The 21681-nt window shown below is 68.2% G+C and carries 16 protein-coding genes and 1 tRNA gene; 11 read left to right on the forward strand and 6 right to left on the reverse strand.

The features are described from left to right. Positions 1–14 precede the first annotated feature (14 nt). The 5 genes from A2G96_RS04950 to A2G96_RS32215 all read left to right on the forward strand — a co-directional run bounded on the left by A2G96_RS04950 (position 15) and on the right by A2G96_RS32215 (position 5195). Entirely contained in the window at positions 15–1397 is a 1383-nt protein-coding gene (locus tag A2G96_RS04950) for a replication-associated recombination protein A (RefSeq protein ID WP_062797303.1), read from the forward strand. 75 nt (positions 1398–1472) lie between these two features. Further along, positions 1473–2777, forward strand: coding sequence for a serine--tRNA ligase (serS, locus tag A2G96_RS04955; RefSeq protein WP_062797305.1), 1305 nt, complete (start codon positions 1473–1475; stop codon positions 2775–2777). Positions 2778–2886: 109 nt separating this feature from the next. Next, a tRNA-Ser gene (locus A2G96_RS04960) sits at positions 2887–2976 on the forward strand. A 157-nt stretch (positions 2977–3133) separates the two neighbouring features. Further along, positions 3134–4072: a DUF1653 domain-containing protein gene (locus tag A2G96_RS04965; protein WP_062797307.1), complete on the forward strand. Its 939-nt coding sequence runs from the start codon at positions 3134–3136 to the stop codon at positions 4070–4072. Next, positions 4065–5195 carry a phosphatase PAP2 family protein gene (locus tag A2G96_RS32215; RefSeq protein ID WP_082818851.1) on the forward strand — a complete coding sequence of 377 codons (1131 nt, stop codon included), beginning with the start codon at positions 4065–4067 and terminating at the stop codon, positions 5193–5195. The genes A2G96_RS04965 and A2G96_RS32215 overlap by 8 nt, the downstream gene beginning before the upstream one ends. Here A2G96_RS32215 and paeA read toward each other — a convergent pair. Beyond that, positions 5077–6396 (reverse strand): polyamine export protein PaeA, encoded by a 1320-nt coding sequence (gene paeA, locus A2G96_RS04970; protein WP_062797310.1) that lies wholly within the window; start codon positions 6394–6396, stop codon positions 5077–5079. The genes A2G96_RS32215 and paeA overlap by 119 nt on opposite strands. Positions 6397–6479: 83 nt before the next feature. Next, positions 6480–7445, reverse strand: a complete 966-nt coding sequence (locus A2G96_RS04975; RefSeq protein WP_062797312.1) for a LysR family transcriptional regulator — start codon at positions 7443–7445, stop codon at positions 6480–6482. A 144-nt stretch (positions 7446–7589) separates the two neighbouring features. On the opposite strand from A2G96_RS04975, the gene A2G96_RS04980 reads away from it, so the two are divergent. The 4 genes from A2G96_RS04980 (at position 7590) to A2G96_RS04995 (ending at position 11680) form a co-directional block, all read left to right on the forward strand. Further along, positions 7590–8873: a D-amino acid dehydrogenase gene (locus A2G96_RS04980; RefSeq protein ID WP_062797315.1), complete on the forward strand. Its 1284-nt coding sequence runs from the start codon at positions 7590–7592 to the stop codon at positions 8871–8873. 105 nt (positions 8874–8978) lie between these two features. Continuing rightward, on the forward strand, positions 8979–9890 hold the full coding sequence (locus tag A2G96_RS04985; RefSeq protein ID WP_062802064.1) for a glutamate/aspartate ABC transporter substrate-binding protein: 912 nt from the start codon (positions 8979–8981) through the stop codon (positions 9888–9890). 204 nt (positions 9891–10094) lie between these two features. Beyond that, positions 10095–10916 (forward strand): transporter substrate-binding domain-containing protein, encoded by an 822-nt coding sequence (locus A2G96_RS04990; protein ID WP_062797317.1) that lies wholly within the window; start codon positions 10095–10097, stop codon positions 10914–10916. A 104-nt stretch (positions 10917–11020) separates the two neighbouring features. Continuing rightward, a complete protein-coding gene (locus tag A2G96_RS04995; protein ID WP_062797319.1) occupies positions 11021–11680 on the forward strand; it encodes an amino acid ABC transporter permease in 660 nt (219 codons plus the stop codon). A gap of 61 nt (positions 11681–11741) precedes the next feature. Here A2G96_RS04995 and cphA (A2G96_RS05000) read toward each other — a convergent pair whose 3' ends face one another. Next, positions 11742–14312, reverse strand: a complete 2571-nt coding sequence (gene cphA, locus A2G96_RS05000; RefSeq protein WP_062797321.1) for a cyanophycin synthetase — start codon at positions 14310–14312, stop codon at positions 11742–11744. A gap of 43 nt (positions 14313–14355) precedes the next feature. Beyond that, positions 14356–16989 carry a cyanophycin synthetase gene (gene cphA, locus A2G96_RS05005; RefSeq protein ID WP_062797323.1) on the reverse strand — a complete coding sequence of 878 codons (2634 nt, stop codon included), beginning with the start codon at positions 16987–16989 and terminating at the stop codon, positions 14356–14358. Positions 16990–17228: 239 nt separating this feature from the next. On the opposite strand from cphA (A2G96_RS05005), the gene A2G96_RS05010 reads away from it, so the two are divergent. Next, positions 17229–19523, forward strand: a complete 2295-nt coding sequence (locus tag A2G96_RS05010) for a cyanophycin metabolism-associated ABC transporter (protein WP_062797325.1) — start codon at positions 17229–17231, stop codon at positions 19521–19523. Beyond that, positions 19513–20007: a cyanophycin metabolism-associated DUF1854 family protein gene (locus tag A2G96_RS05015; RefSeq protein ID WP_062797327.1), complete on the forward strand. Its 495-nt coding sequence runs from the start codon at positions 19513–19515 to the stop codon at positions 20005–20007. The genes A2G96_RS05010 and A2G96_RS05015 overlap by 11 nt, the downstream gene beginning before the upstream one ends. Positions 20008–20022: 15 nt before the next feature. Here the strand turns inward: A2G96_RS05015 and A2G96_RS05020 are convergent, their stop codons facing one another. Next, complete coding sequence (locus A2G96_RS05020; protein ID WP_062802065.1) at positions 20023–20424, reverse strand: hypothetical protein; 402 nt, start codon at positions 20422–20424, stop codon at positions 20023–20025. Between the two features lie 99 nt (positions 20425–20523). Beyond that, positions 20524–21546, reverse strand: a complete 1023-nt coding sequence (locus A2G96_RS05025) for a fimbrial protein (RefSeq protein WP_062797328.1) — start codon at positions 21544–21546, stop codon at positions 20524–20526. Between the last annotated feature and the right edge of the window lie 135 nt (positions 21547–21681).

Below are 21681 nucleotides of genomic sequence, written 5' to 3' on the forward strand. Positions count from 1 at the left end.
AGGGCCTGACTACCGTGGCGGACACGCTGTTTTCCGAATCTCCCGACCGTTCCCGGCAACCGCTGGCGGAGCGCCTGCGCCCGCGCACCATCGATGAGGTGATCGGCCAGCAGCACCTGCTTGGCGCGGGCAAGCCGCTGCGCGTGGCGTTCGAGTCGGGCGAGCCGCATTCGATGATCCTGTGGGGCCCGCCCGGGGTGGGCAAGACCACGCTGGCGCGGCTGATGGCGGATGCGTTCGACGCCGAATTCATCGCGCTGTCGGCGGTGCTGTCGGGGGTCAAGGACATCCGCGAGGCGGTCGAGCGCGCCGAACAGTTCCGTGCCCATGGCCGGCGCACGCTGGTGTTCGTCGACGAGGTGCACCGCTTCAACAAGAGCCAGCAGGATGCGTTCCTGCCCCACGTGGAAAGCGGCCTGTTCACCTTTATCGGCGCCACTACCGAGAACCCGTCGTTCGAGGTCAACGGCGCCTTGCTGTCGCGCGCGGCGGTCTACGTGCTCAAGAGCCTGGACGATGCCGAGCTGACCCAGTTGGCGCTGCGCGCCTCCGAGGAGCTGGGCGGCATCAGCTGGCAGGACGAAGCGCTGCAGCTGATCGTCGCCTCGGCCGACGGCGACGGCCGCAAGCTGCTGAACAATATCGAGATCGTCGCGCGCGCCGCGCGCACTGCCGGCGCCGCGCAGATCGATACCGCGCTGCTGGGCAGTGCGCTGTCGGAGAACCTGCGTCGCTTCGACAAGGGCGGCGATGCCTTCTACGACCAGATCAGCGCGCTGCACAAGTCGGTGCGCGGCTCGGACCCCGACGCCGCGCTGTACTGGTTCTGCCGCATGATCGACGGCGGCGCCGACCCGCGCTACCTGGCGCGCCGCATCGTGCGCATGGCGTGGGAGGATATCGGCCTGGCCGATCCGCGCGCCGCGCGCATCACGCTGGACGCGGCCGAGACCTACGAGCGGCTGGGCTCGCCCGAGGGCGAGCTGGCGCTGGGGCAGGCGCTGATCTACCTGGCGGTCGCGCCCAAGTCCAACGCCGGCTACAACGCCTACAACGCCGCGCGCGCCTTCGTCGCCAAGGACAAGTCGCGCGCGGTGCCGGTGCACCTGCGCAACGCGCCGACCCGGCTGATGAAGGAGCTGGGCTACGGCCACGCCTACCGCTACGCGCACGACGAGCCCGAAGCCTATGCCGCCGGCGAGCACTACTTCCCGGACGACCTCAAGGCGCAGGGCTGGTACCAGCCGGTGCCGCGCGGGCTGGAAGGCAAGATTGCCGAGAAGCTGCGCCACCTGCGCGAGCTGGACCAGGCCTGGCATCGCGAACAGCGCGCCGCAAAGGCGAAGGACGGGTCGAAGGACGGCGGCAAGGGCGGCAAGTCGGGCGAACAGGTTTGACGGCTTGCTAACGTGTGTGCAGTAAAATGGCGGGTCCGCCGGCATGTCGCTGGCCCTGCACTTCACCTTAGCAACATGCTCGACATCCAGCTGTTCCGCAAAGACATCGACGCCGTGGCGCAACGCCTTGCCACGCGCGGCTTCCAACTCGACGTGGCGGCGTTCCAGGCACTCGAGGCCGAACGCAAGCAACTGCAGACCCAGACCGAGGAACTGCAGGCGCGCCGCAACAGCCTGTCCAAGCAGATCGGCATGCTCAAGGGCAAGGGCGAGGATGCCTCGGCCGTGATGGCGGAAGTGGGCGGCATCGGCGACACGCTCAAGGCCTCGGCCGCGCGGCTGGACGAGATCCAGGCGCACCTGGCCGAGCTGATGCTGTCGATCCCGAACCTGCCGCACGACAGCGTGCCGGTGGGCAACGACGAAACCCAGAACGTCGAGGTGCGCCGCGTCGGCGAGCCGCGCCAGTTCGACTTTGCCGTGCGCGACCACGTCGATGTGGGCGACAAGCTGGGGCTGGATTTCGACACCGCGGTCAAGGTCACCGGGGCGCGCTTCTCGATGCTGCGCGGCGGCATGGCGCGCCTGCACCGCGCGCTGGTGCAGCTGATGCTCGACACCCATACGCAGGAGCACGGCTACACCGAGATGTATGTGCCGTACATCGTCAATGCCGCGTCGATGCGCGGCACCGGCCAGCTGCCCAAGTTCGAGGAAGACCTGTTCAAGGTGCCGCGCAAGGTCGGTAGCGAGGAAGGCGAGCGCATCGAGAACTTCTACCTGATCCCCACCGCCGAGGTGCCGCTGACCAATATCGTGCGCGACGCCATCGTCGCCGGCGAGAAGCTGCCGCTGCGCTTCGTCGCGCATACGCCGTGCTTCCGCTCGGAAGCCGGCTCGTACGGCAAGGACACCCGCGGCATGATCCGCCAGCACCAGTTCGACAAGGTCGAGCTGGTCCAGGTGGTGCCCGCCGACCAGTCCTTCGACGCGCTCGAGCAGCTGACCGGCCACGCCGAGGCGATCCTGAAGAAGCTGGAGCTGCCGTTCCGCACCATCGTGCTGTGCACCGGCGACATGGGCTTCGGCAGCACCAAGACCTACGACCTGGAAGTGTGGATCCCCGCGCAGAATACCTATCGCGAGATCAGCTCGTGCTCCAACATGGGCGATTTCCAGGCGCGCCGGATGCAGGCGCGCATGCGCACAGGGCAGGGCAAGCCGGAGCTGGTGCACACGCTGAACGGCTCGGGCCTGGCCGTCGGCCGCACGCTGGTGGCGATCCTGGAGAACTACCAGAACGCCGACGGCTCGGTCACGGTGCCGGCCGCGCTGCAGCCGTACATGGGCGGCATCACCCGCCTGGAGCCGGAACTCTAAGGCACGGCAATAGGGCAATAGGGCGCCGAAAAAAACTGCCGCCAGCCTCTTGCATCGGCTGGCAGAGCGTGGCTATAATCTCGGTTTCGCCACACGGCAACAAGTTACCGGAGAGGTGGCAGAGTGGTCGAATGTACCTGACTCGAAATCAGGCGTACCGGCGACGGTACCGTGGGTTCGAATCCCACCCTCTCCGCCAAAACAAGAAGCTGTCGGCATCGACCACCGGCAGGCAACAACAGCGTAGTAAAACTCAGGCCGACGCCCACGAAAGTGCGCGTCGGTTTTGTTTTTTCCGCGGCCGGTTTGGCGCTGCCGCATCGATACCGGTCATAGGCGCCGGCCGGTGCACTATCATGGCGATCCGCAACGCAGGATGCCGCACCATGACCCAGCCCCCCGACCAAGCACGCGCCGCACAGGTCTTTCACGGCGATCCGTCCGAACTGCCGGCCGATCCCGACCTGGTCTACGGCATGCCGTACCGGCACTACAAGGGCGGCGCCTATTCGGCGGTAGGGATCGGCCGCTTCGAGGCCGACCTGGCGCCGGTGGTGGTCTACCGCGCCATGCGCGATCCGTCGCTGCTGTGGGTGCGGCGCGCCGATGTGTTCAGCGAGCCGGTGGCGACGCCGCAGGGCGAGGTGCCGCGCTTCGCGCCGGACTGGCCTGCGGCGCTGGCCTGCCTGGATTTCTTGCCGCGCCAGGCGGTGCTCGACGTGCTGGCCCTGCACGACTCGCCCTACCGCCGCTACCACGACCGCCGCCATATCCTGGAAATGTTCGAGGCCGCCCATGCGCGCGGCGTGGCGCTGGACCGGGCGCAGGCGCTGGCGGTGCTGTGCCATGACGCGGTCTATGTGCCGGGCTGCGAGCACAACGAAGCCGCCTCGGCCGCCATGATCGAATCGGTTGCGCCAGCGGAAGCCCGCGCGGTGCTGGAGCGTGCCGCGCGGATCGTGCTCGATACGCGCGACCATCGACCCAGCTGCGCGGGCGCCGACACCGTGCTCGATCTCGACCTGCTCAGGCTGGCCGCGCCGCCGGACCTGTTCGACGCCCACAGCCTCGACGTCTTCGCCGAGAACCGCGCCTTGCTGGCCGCGCGCACCGGCTTGCAGGGCGATGCGCTGTGGGCCGAGTTCATGCGCCGCCGCGCGGCATTCCTGGGCCACCTGGCGCAGCGCCCGCGACTGTTCCTGACCGCGGCGTTCGCCGATTGCGAGGCCCCGGCCCGCGCCAATCTCGCCAGGATCGGCGGCAGCGCCGGCACCGCGGAGGCCGCCGGTGGCTGACGCGCCGGCGCGCGTGGGCGCCCTGCTGCAGGCCTGGCTTACGCCGGGCACGGCGCTGGGGCTGCTTGCGTTGTTCGCGCTGGTGACGTTGCTGCTGCTGGGGCTGGTGCCGCTGCTGGTGGCGCTGTTGCGGCCCGTGGTGCGCTGGCTGGACCGCTGGCGCGTTTGGGGTGCGGGCGCGCTGTCGGCGCGCGTGGCGGCGCGGCCGCGGCGGCTGGACGCGCTGACGCTGCGCGTGCTCGAGCGCGACGTGGCCGAGCTGCTGCTGGTGCTGCTGGCCGGCGCCGTGCTGCTGGCCTGCGGCAGCGCGCTGTTCTGGCTGGCCGGCGAGATTGCCGAAAACGCCGAGGTGGTGCGCCTCGACCAGCAGGTGTACGCGGGCCTGCGCGCCTTGCGCAGCGACTGGCTCGACCTGGCGATGGTGGCCGTGACCGAGCTCGGCGGCGGGCGCATTTCCGTCGCGGTGGGCGTGGCGGTGTTCGCGTGGCTGTGCTGGCGCCGGGCCTGGATCGTGTCGCTGTACTGGGCGGCCGCGCTGCTCGGCGCGCGCGCCTGCGTGATGGCGTTAAAGCTCGGCATGGCGCGGGTGCGTCCGGCCAGCATCTACAGCGGCCTCGAGTCGTACTCCTTCCCCAGCGGCCACGCCACCAGCAGCATGGTCACCTACGGCTTCCTGGCCTTCCTGATGTGCCTGCGCCAGCCGTGGCGCGTGCGCATTCCGGTGCTGGCGCTGACCGTGGTGGCGGTGGCGGCGATCGGCGTGTCGCGGCTGTACCTCGGCATGCACTGGCTGTCCGACGTGGCCGCGGGCTATGCGCTCGGGCTGGCGTGGATCGCGCTGCTGGGCACGGCCTACCGCACGCTGCACGGTCCCGCCCCGCAGGGCTCGGTGGCGCCGTCGCGGCTCGGCGTGGTGGCGGCGGTAGCGGTGGTGGCGGCGTTCGGCTACGTGGCGTGGTTCCGGCTGCCGGACACGCTCGAGCGCTACCGACAGGCCGGCGCGGCTACGCTGGCGTCGGCGCCGCTCCTGCCTCGGGTGCTGGCGGCAGGCGCGACACCAGCAGCTGGTCGATCTTGTGATGGTCGATGTCCAGCACCTCGAAGCGATAGCCCGCCACGGTGATCGACTCCGATTTCTTCGGGATGCGCTTGAGCGCATAGATCACCAGCCCGGCCGCGGTATCGACGTAGTCCTCTCCGGGCAGCGTATCCAGTTCCAGCGCTTTCTTCAGGTCGACCAGCGGCGTCAGGCCATCGACCAGCCACGAGCTGTCGTCGCGCCGCACGATTTGCTCGTCTTCGCTCGAATAGAGGATGTCGCCCATCAGCGCGCCGACGATGTCGTCCAGCGTGACGATGCCCACCACCAGCCCGTATTCGTTCATGACCACGGCAAAGCTCTGGTGCATTTCGCGGAAGCGCGTCAGCGATTCCGACAGGGTCAGCGTGTCGGGGATCACCAGCACGTTCTTGTCGTGGTAGCGGCCGATATTGCCCATCACCGCGGCGCTCTCATCGGCCAGCAGCAGCTGCAGGATGTCCTTGGAATCGATATAGCCCTGCACGTCGTCCAGATCGTGCCCGCACACCGGGTATTGCGCGTGCGGCTGGTTGACCAGCTTGCGGCGCACGCTGTCGGCCGGCTCGTCCAGGCTCAGGTAGACCACTTCGTCGCGCGGCGTCATGATCGCGGTGATGCCCTTGAAGTCGAGCTCGAACACGTTCTCGATCAGATGCAGCTCATGCTTGTGCAGCACGCCGGCTTCGGCGCCGGCATCGACCATCGCGGCGATATCCTCGGTGGTGATCTGGTCGACCGGCTTGGTCGGCAGCCGCAGCAGCCGCAGCATGGCATCGGCGGCAGCGTTGAAGATCCACACCAGCGGCCTGAGCACGCGCAGCAGCGTCAGCATCGGGTCGATCACCGCCAGCGCGCAGGCCTCGGGAAAGGTCATGGCGATGCGCTTGGGGATCAGGTCGGCGAACTGGATGAACAGCAGCGTCACGATCAGGAACGAGCCGATATTGGCAACGCGCTGCGCGTGCACTACCTGCATGTAGGGCGACAGCGTTTCGAGCAGCAGGTCGGACACGTGCTTCTCGCCCAGGATACCGGCCAGGATGGCGACGCTGTTGACCCCGATCTGCACGATGGTGAAGAAATTCCCGGGCTCTTCCTTGAGCAGCAGCACGCGCGTGGCGCGGCCGTCGCCGCGTTCGGACAGCACTTGCAGCTTGGTGCGGCGGGCAGCGGTCAGCGCGATCTCGGAGATCGAGAAAAAGGCGCTGATGAGGACGAGCAGGATCAGGGTCAGGACGAACATAGGCAGGATTGCGCTGGCAGGTTGTGCCTGCAGGCGGCTTGATGATGGTGCACGGCGCGCGCGGCTGTCAATCTGTGCTCCGGTCAGTCGCGGCGCCTGGCGGGGGCGGCGTCGAAGCTTGCCGTCGGCGCTTCCAGCCGCTGCGGCAGCGTTGCCGCCAGCGCCGCGGCGGCCTGCGCGAACTGGTCGCGCAGGTCGTCGGCCAGGCTCGAGCCGGCGCGGTGGCTGGCGCGCAGCATCTGGATCTCGAACGGCAGCACCGGCGCCACGTCATGCAGCGCGACGCGCTCCGCGCTGGCGCTGAGCGCGGTGTACTGGTCCAGCAGCGTCATGCCCAGGCCGGCGTCGACCAGCGCCAGCGCCAGCGAGTAGGTCTGCACCTCCAGCGTCGAGCGCGGTTCCAGCGCGTGCCGCGCCAGGGTCTGGCGCACCAGCAGGCCGAGCGAGCTGTTGTCGTCATAGCCGATAAAGGGGCGCTCCACCAGCCGCTGCATCGGCACCACGCGGCGGCGTCCGCCGGCGGGCAGCGGCTGCGCGCGCGGCACCGCCAGCAGCATGCGGCCGCTCGCCACCGGCTCGCTCGAGATCGCCTCGTGGCGGGGCGGGGCGAAGGCAAAGCCCAGGTCGATCTGGTTGGCCAGCAGCGCGCCGACGATCTCGTCGGTATGGTGCGTCAACACCTGCACCTGGGTGTCCGGGTGGCGCGCGCAGAAGCTGCGCACCGCCGGCGCCAGCAGCGGATTGGCCAGGCTCGGCGTGGCGGCGACGCGCAGCCGGCCCGCGCCCTTGTGGCGCAGGCTTTCCGAGACCCGGCGCACGCGTTCGATCTCGCCATATAGCCTTTCGACATCGCCATACAGCGCGTTGGCCTCGGGCGTGGCCTGCAGCCGTCCGCGCACCCGCTCGAACAGCCGGAAGCCGAGCGAGGCCTCGGCATGCTGCAGCACGCGCGTGACCACCGGCTGCGACACGTGCAGCAGGCGCGCGGCCTCGCTGACGGTGCCGGTCAGCATCACGGCGCGGAACACTTCGATCTGGCGCAGGCGCATGGCATCTCGGGCGTGGTGGAAAGGACGTGGCAGGGCGGCGATTGCACCCATAGCCTGAAGACATATTCTGGCACGTATTCGCATTGGGCAAGCCGTCGCGCTTGCACTACGCTCTGCCTGATGGATGCAAGCAAAGGACAGGCAATGCAGGTGGTGATCGTGGGCGCGGGCGTGGTGGGGATGACGACGGCATGGCGCCTGGCCGAGGATGGCCACCAGGTGACGGTGCTCGAGCGTCACCACGGCCCCGGCGAGGAAACCAGCTTTGCCAATGGCGGGCAGCTCAGCTACAGCTACGTGGCGCCGCTGGCGGGACCGGGCGTGATGGCCAAGGTGCCGGGCTGGCTGTTGCGGCGCGATTCGCCGATGCGTTTTCGCCCGGCGGCGGACCCGGCGCAATGGCGCTGGCTGGCGGCCTTCATGTCCGCCTGCAACGCCGCCACCAGCGAGGCGACCACGCGCAAGCTGCTGCGGCTGGGCTTCTATTCTCGCGACCTGATGCAGGCCTTCGTCGCCCGGCACCAGCATGACGACGGCGGCGCCGGCTTCGATTTTGCGCGGCGCGGCAAGCTGGTGGTGCACCGCGACGCGGCGGCGTTCGATTCGGCCTGCCGGCTGCTGGACTACCAGGCCAGCCTGGGCTGCGAGCAGCAGGCGCTGGACCGCACTGCCTGCGTGGCGCTGGAACCGGCGCTGGCCGGCATCCGCGACGACATTGCCGGCGCCATCCATACCCCGAGCGAGGAGGTGGGCGACTGCCATCGCTTCTGCCTGTCGCTGGCACGCTTGCTGCAAGATGGCGCGTACGCGGGCGTGTCGTTGCGCTTTGGCACCGTCGTGCAAGGGCTGGTGCAGCAGGGCGGGCGCGTCACCGGGGTGCGCACGCCGGCGGGGGTGGTGCCTGCCGACGTGGTGATTGTCTCCGGCGGCATCGGCAGCGTGCCGTTGCTGCGCCCGCTCGGGGTACGGCCGCTGCTGTGGCCGCTCAAGGGCTACAGCATCACGGTGCCGCTGGCCGGCGGCGCGCAGGCGCCGCATATCAGCGTGACGGATTTCGCTAACAAGATCGTTTATGCCCGGATCGGCAATACACTGCGGGTGGCGGGCATGGCCGACCTGGTGCGCGGCGGCACCCGTATCGACCCGGAACGGGTCGGCACGCTGGTGGCCCAGACCCGCGCGCTGTTTCCCGGCGCCGTGCCGGACCAGCCGCTGGCGCAGCTGCAGCCGTGGGCCGGGCTGCGACCGGCCACGCCGGACGGCCTGCCGCTGGTGGGGCCGTCGCGGGTGTCGGGGCTGTGGCTCAACCTGGGCCACGGCGCGCTGGGGTTTACGCTGGCGATGGGCAGTGCCGGCCTGCTGGCCGACCGCCTGGCGGGGCGCAGTCCCGCCATCGACGCAGAAGATTTCGACGCCGCGCGCGCCTAGCGCCGCGGCCGAGCATGGGTTGTTGCCGTACCGGTAAGTCTGCAGTACCTGAAGCTGTCCATGAAACATGCCTCAATGACCAAGCCCCACTACAAGGAGCGCCACATGCAAACGCTGCACCCCCACCGATCCGCCACCCGCCGCGCGCTTGCGGCAGCCACGCTGCTGCTCGCCGCCGGCGCCGCCCATGCCGCCGACGGCGACACGCTGAAGAAGATCAAGGACAGCGGCGTGATCTCGCTCGGCTACCGCGAATCGTCGATCCCGTTCTCGTACACCGACGGCAAGGAGGTCATGGGCTACTCGCATGAGATCCTGTTGCAGATCGTCGACAAGGTGAAAAGCGAGCTGAAGATGCCCAACCTGCAGGTGCGCCTGACGCCGATCACCTCGCAGAACCGGATCCCGCTGGTGCAGAACGGCACCATCGACATCGAATGCGGCAGCACCACCAACAACCTCGAGCGGCAGAAGCAGGTCGCGTTCTCCAACAGCCTGTTCGTCTACGGCATCAAGATGCTGACCAAGAAGGATTCGGGCGTGAAGGAGTTTGCCGACCTGAAGGACCGCAACGTGGTCACCACCGCCGGCACCACCGGCGAGCGCCTGCTGGTCAAGATGAACGGCGAGAAGGCCATGAACATGAACCTGATCAGCACCAAGGACCACGGCCAGTCCTTCCTGATCCTGGAAACCGGCCGGGCCGCCGCGTTCGTGATGGACGAGCCGCTGCTGTACGGCGAGCGCACCAAGGCCAAGAATGCGGCCGACTGGGTGGTGGTGGGCGCGCCGCTGCAGACCGAGAACTACGCCTGCATGTTCCGCAAGGACGATCCCTCGTTCAAGAAGCTGGCCGACGGCGTGATCGCCGACCTGCAGACCAGCGGCCGCGCCGAGAAGCTGTACAACAAGTGGTTTATGTCGCCGATCCCGCCGCGCGGCATCAACATGAACTACCCGCTGTCGGCCGACATGAAGGCGCTGTTCGCGGCGCCCAACGACAAGGCCTACCAGTAGGCCGAGGCGGGGCGGGGCGAGCTGCGGGAGCGGAACCGGGCCCCGCGGTTATTTAGCCATGATGAATCGATATTTAGCATTCGATAGTGTTTGCGGTAGTGTTGAGCCCGATATAGGCTCATAGCAGCACAACAGCCGGCGGCGCTCCAAAAGAGGCCGGCCGGCGCTGCCCCACACTGCTTATCCGCATCGACTGGAGAACATATGCGATCGCTTCGTACTGGCTGGTTCAAATCCCTGCTGGCCGCTTCCCTGGTGGCCGGCGCCGGCCTGGCGGCCACCGCGGCCCATGCCGCCGACCTGCTCGACACCGTCAAGCAGGCCGGCGTGCTGAAGATCGGGCTGGAGGGCACCTATCCCCCGTTCGGCTTCCGTGGCGCGAAGAACGAGCTGGAAGGCTTCGATGTCGACGTGGCGCGCGCGGTGGCGGGCAAGCTCGGCGTCAAGCCGGAGTTCGTCACCACCGAATGGAGCGGCATCATCGCCGGCCTGCAGGCGGGCAAGTTCGACATCATCGTCAACCAGGTCAACGTCACGCCGCAGCGCCAGCAGGTGCTGGATTTCTCCACGCCCTACGTCTACTCGGATGCGCAGCTGATCCAGCGCAAGGATGACAAGCGCCAGTTCAAGTCGCTGGAAGACCTGAAGGGCCACAAGCTGGGCGTCAGCCTGGGCAGCAACTACAACGACCTGGCCAAGTCCGTGGCCGGCATCGAGGTCAAGACCTATCCCGGCGCACCCGAGTACCTGCGCGACCTGGCGGCGCAGCGCGTCGACGCCGCGCTGAACGACCGGCTGATGGTCGCGTACCTGGTCAAGACCGCCAACCTGCCGCTGCGGCCGGGCGCGATCGTGGCCGGCGCCACCACGCAGGTGGCGATCCCGTTCCGCAAGGACAATCCAAAGTTCGCCCAGGCGATCAACCATGCGCTGGAGGACCTGGCCAAGGACGGCACGCTCGGCAAGCTGTCGGTGAAGTGGTTCGGCACCGATGTGACCAAGCCCGCCGGCAAGCCGGTCAAGTAAGCCGGCCGGCAGGCGTTATCATGTCGCGGCGCGGCGGCCTGCATGGCTGCCGCGCCGCTTTGCTTTGTGCCCTTTATTGCTGATCCCTTTCCCGCCGCCACGCCATGCCCGCTCTCCAGCTCGTCATCGACTCCCTGCCCGTGCTGCTGCAGGGCACGCTGCTGACCATCAAGTTCGCGCTGTGGTCGATGGTGTTCGGGTTGATGCTGGGCACAGTGGTGGCGCTGATGGGCATCAGCCATAGCGGCGTGCTCAAGGCGGTGGCGCGCGGCTATGTCAGCATCATGCGCGGCACGCCGCTGCTGGTGCAGATCTTCGTGGTCTACTACGGGCTGCCCGGCATCGGCATCGCGCTGGAGCCGACGCCGGCGGGCGTGCTGACGCTGAGCCTGAACGTCGGCGCATATTTGTCGGAGAGCATGCGCGGCGCCATCCTGGGCGTGGCGCGCGGGCAGTGGCTGGCTGCCTACAGCCTGGGCCTGACGCCGGCGCAGGCGCTGCGCTACGTGGTGGGCCCGCAGGCGCTGCGACTGGCGGTGCCGAGCCTGTCGAACAGCCTGATCAGCCTGATCAAGGATACCTCGCTGGTATCGGTCATCACCGTGACCGAGCTGCTGCGCACCGCGCAGGAGGTGATCGCCGCCACTTACCAGCCGTTGCCGCTGTATCTGGCGGTGGCGGCGATCTACTGGGTGCTGAGCACGAGCTTGTCCGGTCTGCAGCATCGGCTGGAGCGCAGGTTGTCGTTGCCCGGGCGGCATTGAGATTCGCGCCAAAGCAAAAGGCCAGCTCCGCGGAGCTGGCCTTTGTGCATCAGCGGACCGTTCAGCCCTGCGCGATGCGCCCGGCGATATGCCCCAGCGCCTCTTCCACCTGGTCCACCAGGATCAGGCACAGGTCGCCCGGCTGCAGGTGCGACAGCGCGGTGTCGATGGCCAGGAACTCGCCGCGGATTTCTTCGACCTGGCTGGTGCGTTGCGCGCCCTGCAGGCCTTCGCGCAGCAGCGCCAGCACCTCGCCGTCGGCGCGGCCGCGCTGGCACTGGTCCTGGTACAGCACGACCTCATCGAACACGCCGCCCAGGATCTGGGTCTGGCGGCGGATGTCTTCGTCGCGGCGGTCGCCCGCGCCGCTGATCACCACTACCCGCCGACGGGCCGGGATGGACTCGATCGCGTTGCACAGCGCCAGGATCGCATCCGGGTTGTGGCCGTAGTCGGCGATCAGCGTGGCGCCGCGGTAGTCGAACACATTGAAGCGTCCGGGCGCGGTCTGCGCATCGTTGACGAAGGTGGCCAGCCCGCGGCGGATCACCGACCAGTCGATGCCCAGCGCCCACGCCGCGGCGATCGACGACATCGCGTTCTCGACCTGGAAGCCGATGGTGCCGTTGCGCGTCAGCGGGATCTCCGCCAGCGCGATGCGGACTTCGGCATCGCCTTCCGCGGCGACGATGTCGGCGCCGTCGACGAACACCACGCGCTTGCCCTGCGCGCGGTGCGTGGCCATCGCCGGCTGGTCGGGATCGTGCGCGAAGTACGTGACGCTGCCCGGGCAGGCGTCGGCCATGCGCACCACCATCGGGTCGGCGGCGTTGAGCACGGCCATGCCGTGCGGCGCGACGTTCTGCACGATCACGCTCTTGAGCACCGCCAGGTCTTCCACCGAATTGATGTAGGACAGGCCCAGGTGGTCGCCTTCGCCGACGTTGGTCACCACCGCCACGTCGCAGCGGTCGAAGGCCAGCCCTTCGCGCAGCAGGCCGCCGCGCGCGGTTTCGAACACGGCGGCGTCGACGTCGGGGTGCAGCAGCACGTTGCGCGCGCTGCGCGGGCCGCTGCAGTCGCCGGTGTCGATGCGCTCGCCCTGGATATAGACGCCGTCGGTGCCGGTCATGCCCATGCGCAGGCCGCTGCTGGCCATGATGTGGGTGATCAGGCGGACCGTGGTGGTCTTGCCATTGGTGCCCGACACCGCCACCACCGGGATGCGGCCGTCGTCGCCGTCGGCAAACATGGTCGAGACGATGGCTTCGCCGACCGCGCGGCCCTTGCCGTACGACGGCTGCAGGTGCATGCGCAGCCCCGGCGCGGCATTGACCTCGACGATGCCGCCGGCCTGCTCCTCGAACGGCTTGAGCATGGTCTCGCAGACCGCGTCGACGCCGGCGATGTCCAGGCCCACCATCTGCGCCGCCGCCACCGCGCGCGCGGCGATGTCGGGATGGACGTCGTCGGTCACGTCGGTGGCGCTGCCGCCGGTGGACAGGTTGGCATTGTTGCGCAGTACCACGCGGGTGCCGGCGGCCGGTACTGAGTCGGCAGTCAGGTTCTGCTTGGCCAGCGTCGCCAGCGCGATATCGTCGAAGCGGATCTTGGTCAGCGAGGTGGCGTGCCCTTCGCCGCGGCGCGGGTCGCGGTTCACTTCGTCGACCAGCTGGCGCACCGTATGCACGCCGTCGCCGATCACCTGCGGCGGATCGCGGCGCGCGGCCGCGACCAGCTGCTTGCCGACCACCAGCAGGCGGAAATCATGGCCGGGGATATAGCGCTCGACGATCACGTCGGAGCTGATGTCCGAGGCGACCTCATAGGCGTTCATCACTTCCTCGCGGGTGCGGATGCGCACCGCCACGCCCTTGCCCTGGTTGCCGTCGCGCGGCTTGACCACCACCGGCGCGTCGATTTCCTGCGCCGCGGCCCAGGCTTCGTCGGCGCTGCGCACCGAGCGGCCCAGCGGCACCGGCACGCCGGCGGCGTGCAGCAGGGTCTTGGTCAGTTCCTTGTCCTGCGCGATGGATTCGGCCACGGCGCTGGTGCGGTCGGTCTCGGCGGCCTGGATGCGGCGCTGCTTGCTGCCCCAGCCGAACTGCACCATCGAGCCCTGCGTCAGGCGCCGGTACGGGATGCCGCGCGCGACCGCGGCGTAGACGATCGAGCCGGTGCTCGGCCCGAGGCGCACGTCCTCGTCCAGCTCGCGCAGCCGGTGCAGCGCGTCGGCGAGGTCGAACGGGGTGTCGTGGCGCGCGGCGTGGCACAGCGCCTCGGCCAGTTCGAAGGCGAGCCGGCCGACTTCCTCTTCGCTGTATTGCACGATCACCTGGTAGATGCCGGGCTCGACCGTCTGCGCGGTGCGGCTGAACGTCACCGGGCAGCCGGCGGCGGCCTGCAGGCGCAGCGCGGTCACTTCCAGCACGTGGGCCAGCGACAGCTCGACCGAGTCCTCGTCCGGGCGCAGCGGCCCGATCTCGGGAAAGCGGGCGCGCAGCCGGTCTTCGAAGCCGGGCAGCGCCGACAGCATGTTGGCGGTGTCCTGGCAGGCCACGATCGCCTCGATGGCGGTGTGGCGGCACCACAGGTTCGGGCCCCGCAGGGCCCGGATACGGGAGACTTCCATAGAACGGTTTCCGTGTCTTCTATGCGCGGTTGGGCTGGGGGCGTCAGGCGCGGCGGGCAGGCTGGCCCATCCAGTGGTGCACCAGGTCGACGGTGGCGCCGGTGGCGGCCTCGTCGCACTGCAAGACCAGCAGGTCGCCCGGCACCAGCTGGCTCAGGGCGGCTTCGATGGCGCTGGCGCGCGTGCCTTCGTCGATGATCTTGGTCACGCGCCGGCCTTCGTAAAGGCCTTGCTTGAGCAGGGCGCGCGCCTCGGCGTCGGGCAGGGCGCGCTTGACGCTGCGGTCCTCGCACAGGAACACGCGGTCGAAATGCTGGCCCAGGACCTTGCCCTGGCGCACCAGGTCGTGGTCGCGGCGCTGCACGCCGGCGCCGTAGACCACCATGCGGCGCTCGGCCGGGAAGCGCTCCAGCGCGGTCGCCAGCGCTTCCAGCGCGGGGGCGTTGTGGGCGTCGTCGACCACCACCGTGGCGCCGTTGCGCTCGAACAGCGTGAAGCGGCCCGGCACGTCGACCTGGCCGACATCGAAGGTCACCACGCCGGCGCGGATCAGGTCATTGGAGATGCCCAGCGCCCAGCCGGCGGCAACCGCGGCCAGCACGTTCTCGATCTGGAAGGCGACACGGCCGGCGTAGGTCAGCGGCACCGCGGCCACATCCACCAGCGCGGTCTCGCTGTTGCCGGTGGCCAGCACGACCTTGCCTTCGCGCACGTACACCGCGCGCTTGCCCGCGGCGCGGTGCGACATGATCGCCGGGAGCTCCGGGGTCAGGCCGAAGAAGATCACGTCGCCGTCGCACAGCCCGGCCATCTCGACCAGGCGCTCGTCGCGCGCGTTGAGCACGGCGGCGCCGTTCTGCAGCACCACGTCGACCTGCGTGCGCAGCACGTTGTACATGCGGTCTTCGTCTTCGACGTAATAGTCGCCGAGATGGTCGGGCTGGTCGAAGTTGGTGACCACGCCGACCTGGCAGCGGTCATAGGCCAGGCCCTCGGACAGGATGCTGCCGCTGTCGTTCTCGAACACGGCGGCCTCCACCGCGCGGTTCATCAGGATGCGGTGGCCGGCTTCCCAGTTGGCGCGGTCGCCGCTTTCGACCTGGCGGCGGTCGAGGAACAGGCCGTCGCTGCAGGCCAGGCCGGTATGCTTGCCCGACAGCTGCAGCAGGCGCGCTACCAGCCGTGCCACCACGGTCTTGCCGTTGGTGCCGGTCACGCCCACCACCGGGATGCGCCCCTGGTCGTCTTCCGACTCGGGGAACAGGTGGTTGACGATGGCGCGCCCCACCGGGCGCGGCGTGCCCTCGGCCGGCTTGATATGCATCAGCAGGCCGGGGCCGGCGTTGACTTCGACGATGGCGCCGCGCTGTTCGTGCAGCGGGCGCGAGATGTCCTCGGCCACCAGGTCCACGCCGGCGATATCCAGCCCCACCACGCGCGCGGCCAGCGCGGCATGCGCGGCAACGCTGGGGTGCACGCGGTCGGTGACGTCGAAGGCGACGTTGCCGTTGCGCTGGATCAGCACGGTACGGCCTTCCGGCGGCACCGAACTGCCGTCCATGCCCTGGCGCTTCAGTTCCAGCCGCGCGGCGGAGTCGAGCCGCACGCGGTTGAGCGGGTGATCCTCGGTGCTGCCGCGGCGCGGGTCGGAATTGATCTGCAGCTCGATCAGCTCGTCGATGGTGGACTTGCCGTCGCCGACCACGCTGGCGCTCTCGCCCATGGCGGCGGCTACCAGGCGGCCGCCCACCACCAGCAGGCGGTGCTCGTTGCCGGGGATAAAGCGCTCGACGATGACGCCGCTGCCTTCGTCGATGGCGACGCCATAGGCGGTTTCGACTTCCTCGCGCGTCATCAGGTTGGTGAACACGCCGCGGCCATGGTTGCCGTCATAGGGCTTCACCACCACCGGCACGCCGATGTCCTCGGCGGCATCCCAGGCGTCTTCCGGCGATTCGACCAGGCGGCCTTCCGGCACCGGTACGCCGCAGGATTCGAGCAGGCTCTTGGTCAGGTCCTTGTCGCGCGAGATGCTTTCGGCGATGGCGCTGGTGCGGTCGGTCTCGGCGGTCCAGATGCGGCGCTGGCGCGCGCCGTAGCCCAGCTGCACCAGGTTGCCGTCCGACAGGCGGATCGCCGGGATGTCGCGGTCGTCCGCGGCATCGACGATGCAGGCGGTGCTGGGGCCCAGGCAATGCTTGTCGACCAGGCGGCGCAGGTGCTCCACCGTGGCCGGCACGTCGTAGGGGCGGTCCTCGATCGCGGCCATGACCAGGTCGCGCGCGGCGAACAGGGCGGCGCGGGTCACTTCCTCGTGCCAGGCGCGCACGATCACCTTGTACACGCCGCGCACCGGCGTTTCGCGCGCCTTGCCGAAGCCGCCCGGCATGCCCGCCAGGTTTTGCAGCTCAAGCGTCACGTGTTCCAGGATATGGCCCGGCCAGGTGCCTTCCTTCAGCCGCTGCAGGAAGCCGCCGCGTTCGCCGATGCTGCAGCGATGCTCGATCAGCGACGGCAGCCAGGCCGACAGGCGCTCGTAAAACCCCGGAATCGTGTTGGAGGGAAAGTCCTCCAGTTCCCCGATATCGACCCATGCCTCCAGCACGGGCCGATATGTCCACATATTCGGGCCGCGCAGCGACATGACATCGAAAATCTCAATGTCCTTCTTTTTCATTGAATTAGCTTGAGGCAGTGGGCGGAACCGCCCGAGAAATGGAAGCCTAACCTTTCAGTAACGTTACAGCTCGGAGCGGGTTGACTTTCTTGGTGTAAAAGTGATTGTGCAATGCATCAGGGCTACCCGCGCGTTCGTCGTTATGTATACTGCGGGCGAATTCGCGGGCCGCCAGCGCGTGCCCGGCCTAAATTGTTTCAAGTTATGTCCGCAACCCCTGGACGCACGCCGCGCCATCCATGACCCAGTCCTCCCTGCCTGTCCCTACCGCCACCGCCGCCGATGAACCCTGGCGGGCTGAAGCCGGATCGTGGCTCCGACCCGGCGAGACTGTGCTGGCCGGACTGGCACTGGACCTCGACGCGAGGCTGCATTTTACCCAAGGGTGGCTGGTTGTGACCGACCAGCGCATCGTTGCCCGCGCCCCCGGCGAAAAAAATGTGCGGGAATGGAACATCGCCCCGGCGCTGCGCCTCTCGCATACCGACCACGCGGGGGTGGGCACGCTGGAACTGACCGGCCCCGCCGGCCGGCTCGCCACCTGGCGATATACGCTTGGTTACAATCCCGCCGCGTTGCGGCTGGCGGACCAGTTCGAGGCCCAGCGCGACGCCGCCGCTTCGCGCCCGGCCACCGTGGCTGGCGAGGTGTTGTGCCCGACCTGCAAGGCGCCGCTGCCGCCGGACGAGGAACAGTGCCCGCAATGCAGCCGCGAGCTGGAAACGCCGCCGTCGACCTGGGCGCTGTTGCGGTTATGGCGCTTTGCGCGCCCATACCGCTGGCAACTGCTGGGCGGCTTCATCCTGACGCTGCTGTCGACCGCCGCCACGCTGGTGCCGCCTTACCTGACCATGCCGCTGATGGACCGGGTCCTGATCCCGTTCCAGAACGGCGTGCCGATCGACTATGGGCTGGTGCGGCTTTACCTGGCTGGGCTGCTCGGCGCTGCGCTGGTGGCGTGGTCGCTGGGATGGGCGCGAACTTACCTGCTGGCGCGGGTATCCGAGCGCATCGGCGCGGATCTGCGCACGACAACGTATGAACATTTGCTAAAGCTGTCGCTCGAGTATTTTGGCGGCAAGCGCACCGGCGACCTGATGGCGCGCATCGGCTCGGAAAGCGACCGCATCTGCGTGTTCCTGTCACTGCATCTGCTCGATTTCGCCACCGACGTGCTGATGATCCTGATGACCGCGGTGATCCTGGTCTCGATCAACCCGTGGCTGGCGCTGGTGACGCTGGTGCCGTTGCCGTTTATCGCGTGGATGATCCACCTGGTGCGCGACCGCCTGCGCCACGGCTTCGAGAAGATCGACCGGATCTGGTCGGAGATCACCAACGTGCTGGCCGACACTATCCCCGGCATCCGCGTGGTCAAGGCGTTTGCGCAGGAAAAGCGCGAAGTCACGCGGTTCCGCGAGGCCAACAAGCACAACCTGGCGATCAACGACCGCGTCAACGCGGTGTGGTCGCTGTTCACGCCAACGGTGACGCTGCTGACCGAGATCGGGCTGTTGATCGTGTGGGTGTTCGGCATCTGGCAGGTGTCGCACAGCGCCATCACGGTGGGTGTGCTGGTGGCGTTCCTGACCTATATCAGCCGCTTCTATACGCGGCTGGATTCGATGAGCCGCATCGTCTCGGTAACGCAGAAGGCCGCTGCCGGCGCCAAGCGCATTTTCGACATCCTCGACCATGTGTCGAGCGTGCCGGAGCCGGCGCGGCCGGCCCGGCTGGACCGGGTCGAGGGCGCCATCGACATGAGCGACCTGGGCTTCCGCTACGGCAACCGCGCGGTGATCCGCGGGCTGAACCTGTCGATCGCGCCGGGCGAGATGATCGGGCTGGTGGGCCACAGCGGCTCCGGCAAGAGCACGCTGGTCAACCTGATCTGCCGCTTCTATGACGTCTCCGAGGGCGCGATCCGGGTCGACGGGGTCGATATCCGCTCGCTGCCGGTTTCTGAGTACCGCCGCCATATCGGCCTGGTGCTGCAGGAGCCGTTCCTGTTCTTCGGCACGATTGCCGACAACATCGCCTACGGCAAGCCGGACGCCACGCGCGACGAGATCATTGCCGCGGCGCGCGCCGCGCATGCGCACGAGTTCATCCTGCGGCTGCCGCACGGCTATGACTCGCTGGTGGGTGAGCGCGGCCAGGCGCTGTCGGGCGGCGAGCGCCAGCGCATCTCGATCGCGCGCGCGCTGCTGATCAACCCGCGCATCCTGATCATGGACGAGGCCACCTCGTCGGTCGACACCGCCACCGAGAAGGAAATCCAGAAGGCGCTCGACAACCTGGTGCAGGGCCGCACCACCATTGCCATCGCGCACCGCCTGTCGACGCTGCGCAAGGCCGACCGGCTGGTGGTGATGGACCGCGGCCAGATCGTCGAAGTGGGCAGCCACGACGAACTGCTGCTGCGCGAAGGCGCGTACTACAAGCTTTACCAGGCGCAGGCGCGCAATGTCGATACCGAAGACGACGACACCGAACAGGCCATCCAGATCCCGGAGACCGCCCATGCCCAATGACATTGCCGCCGCGGCGCCGACCCCGGTGTTCACGCTGGACCGCAATCCGTTCGGCCGCCTGGTGCTGATCGCCGAGGACGGCACCGTCCATGAAGGCGTGGTGCCGGTGCGCGCCTTCCCGATCTCGGCGCCGCAGGGCGGCATCGGCATGATGAGCGTCGACGGGCACGAGGTGGTATGGATTCCGCGGCTGGAAGACCTGCCGATCGCCGAGCGCGACATGATCGAGGCGGAGCTGGCCTCGCGCGAGTTCATGCCGGAGATCGAGCGCATCGTCAGTGTGTCGACCTACGCCACGCCCAGCGTGTGGACGGTAAAGACCGACCGCGGCCAGACCGACCTGGTGCTGCGCGGCGAAGAAGCGATCCGGCGCCTGGCCGGCAGTACGCTGCTGATCTCGGACACGCACGGCATCCACTACCTGATCCGCGACCTGATGGCGCTGGACAAGCACAGCCGCAAGATCCTCGACCGCTTCCTTTGAGGGGCAGCCGGGAGGTCAGTGCAGCAGCTCGGACGAATCGTCCTCGTCGTCCCAGTCGTCGTGCATCACCGGTACGTCCGGTGCCATGTCGAACACCATCGAGTGATAGCGCACGCTGAACCACTCGCGAAACATCTTCAGCGACAGTTCCTCGGGCCATGCCGAGTCGTCGAACCATTCGCCGAGCATGAATTCGAAGAAATCCTGCCAGCGCTTTTCGACCCAGTGGACGGCGTTCTCGTGCGTGTCCGCCAGCTCCTCGGGCAGCAGGAACACGCTCTGGTCTTCGCGCACCTGCTCCAGCGTGAGGCCGGCCACGGGCTGGGGATCGACCGCCTGGATCCAGTCCAGGAACGGCTGTTCCGGCACCAGGGCGATCATGGAGCGGTTGATGGTAAAGCGGGGATGGTCGGACATCGCGAAAGCCTTGAAGGACTGCAGCGGGCTATTGTAGTCCTTCGGTTCCGCGATGTAGCGATGAACCATGCTTCCGCTACGTCACTGCCGCGCTGGCCCTTACTGGTAGTCCAGCGTAAACACCATCGAACTGCTGACGTTACCCGGCGCAGGGGTGCCGCCAAAGCGGGCATAGCGGGCGCCGAACCGATAGGTGGCGGGTACGTTGGCCTGGATGCTGCCCATGGCATTGCGCACCTGCAGCGGCACCGGCGCGGTGCCGCTGGCATTCATGATCTGCACGCCCGTGTTGCCCGCCGCGTCCGAGGCGCCGGCGTTGCTCAGGCCGAGGATGCCGGACGCGGCCGACATCACCGGCGTGCCGGAGGCAGCGTCGAGCGTGATACCGACGATGGCCGCGCTGTTGCAGCTCAGCTGGATGGCGAACGGCGTGTTGCCGCCGGAGCCTTGCGTGGCAAGCGTCTTGGCGCTGACCGCAGGCAGGCTTACGGTGGGGGGCGCGAACACACTGCAGGAGATTTCGCGCGTTGCGATGGTGCCGGAAAAGCCGATGTAGTTGTCGCGGTTGCCCGTGCCGCTCAGCGCGCCATCCAGCGACCCGTTATAGACGCCGAAGCCAAAGCGGGTCTGCGCGGGGTCGAGGTTGCCGGTCGAAATCGGTCCGGTCTTGACGAACTCGACCGTCACCGACACGGAATAGGTCAGGTCGGCATTGAGGTGGCCCAGGTTGGCCGCGCGGGTGTCGCACCAGACGCCCACCGCATTGGTCATCGGCTGGCCGGCGGCATTGCGCAGACGGATGCCGACGCCCGCAACGCCGGTGGAATAGACACCTGGCTTCACTTCGGTACCGGAGCCGTAGTAGCAGGAGACGATCGGGGCGCCAGGCACCACCCAGGGCTCCACGTTGGTGCAGCTGCCGCTGAACTGATAGCTGCGCACCGTTCCGGGAATCGTGCTGCCCTCGGCAAGGTTGACTGCGATGGCCATGCTGTCGAGGGTCTGGTCATAGGGCAGCGACGGCGTGGCGGTGCACTTCGCATGGGCCAGGTGCGGTGCCACGAAGCACGCCACCACGACCAGCAAGCGGCGCAGGAGATGGAACAGTCGGGTTCGGTTCATAGCGGGGTCAGGGATGCGGCTTGCCTCGTCAAAGTCCCGCAGCGCGGGGCACTGGTTTATGACAACCAGCGGCATGCCAGTGAAAGTCCTTGCTACGATAGGACCGGCACCCTAGTGAAGCGATAAGGCTTGGCC

Origin of the sequence: Cupriavidus nantongensis (genome assembly GCF_001598055.1) — a bacterium.
GTDB classification, from domain to species: Bacteria; Pseudomonadota; Gammaproteobacteria; order Burkholderiales; family Burkholderiaceae; genus Cupriavidus; species Cupriavidus nantongensis.

Excerpts from the sequence above, each read along its gene's own strand:
- A2G96_RS04965 (WP_062797307.1), top strand. The coding sequence starts at position 3,134 with ATGGCGATCCGCAACGCAGGATGCCGCACCATGACCCAGCCCCCCGAC.
- A2G96_RS04980 (WP_062797315.1), top strand. The coding sequence starts at position 7,590 with ATGCAGGTGGTGATCGTGGGCGCGGGCGTGGTGGGGATGACGACGGCA.
- A2G96_RS04995 (WP_062797319.1), top strand. The coding sequence starts at position 11,021 with ATGCCCGCTCTCCAGCTCGTCATCGACTCCCTGCCCGTGCTGCTGCAG.
- A2G96_RS05010 (WP_062797325.1), top strand. The coding sequence starts at position 17,229 with ATGACCCAGTCCTCCCTGCCTGTCCCTACCGCCACCGCCGCCGATGAA.
- serS (WP_062797305.1), top strand. The coding sequence starts at position 1,473 with ATGCTCGACATCCAGCTGTTCCGCAAAGACATCGACGCCGTGGCGCAA.
- cphA (WP_062797321.1), bottom strand. The coding sequence starts at position 14,312 with ATGGAAGTCTCCCGTATCCGGGCCCTGCGGGGCCCGAACCTGTGGTGC.
- A2G96_RS05015 (WP_062797327.1), top strand. The coding sequence starts at position 19,513 with ATGCCCAATGACATTGCCGCCGCGGCGCCGACCCCGGTGTTCACGCTG.
- cphA (WP_062797323.1), bottom strand. The coding sequence starts at position 16,989 with ATGAAAAAGAAGGACATTGAGATTTTCGATGTCATGTCGCTGCGCGGC.
- A2G96_RS04975 (WP_062797312.1), bottom strand. The coding sequence starts at position 7,445 with ATGCGCCTGCGCCAGATCGAAGTGTTCCGCGCCGTGATGCTGACCGGC.
- A2G96_RS04985 (WP_062802064.1), top strand. The coding sequence starts at position 8,979 with ATGCAAACGCTGCACCCCCACCGATCCGCCACCCGCCGCGCGCTTGCG.
- A2G96_RS04990 (WP_062797317.1), top strand. The coding sequence starts at position 10,095 with ATGCGATCGCTTCGTACTGGCTGGTTCAAATCCCTGCTGGCCGCTTCC.
- A2G96_RS05025 (WP_062797328.1), bottom strand. The coding sequence starts at position 21,546 with ATGAACCGAACCCGACTGTTCCATCTCCTGCGCCGCTTGCTGGTCGTG.
- A2G96_RS05020 (WP_062802065.1), bottom strand. The coding sequence starts at position 20,424 with ATGTCCGACCATCCCCGCTTTACCATCAACCGCTCCATGATCGCCCTG.
- paeA (WP_062797310.1), bottom strand. The coding sequence starts at position 6,396 with ATGTTCGTCCTGACCCTGATCCTGCTCGTCCTCATCAGCGCCTTTTTC.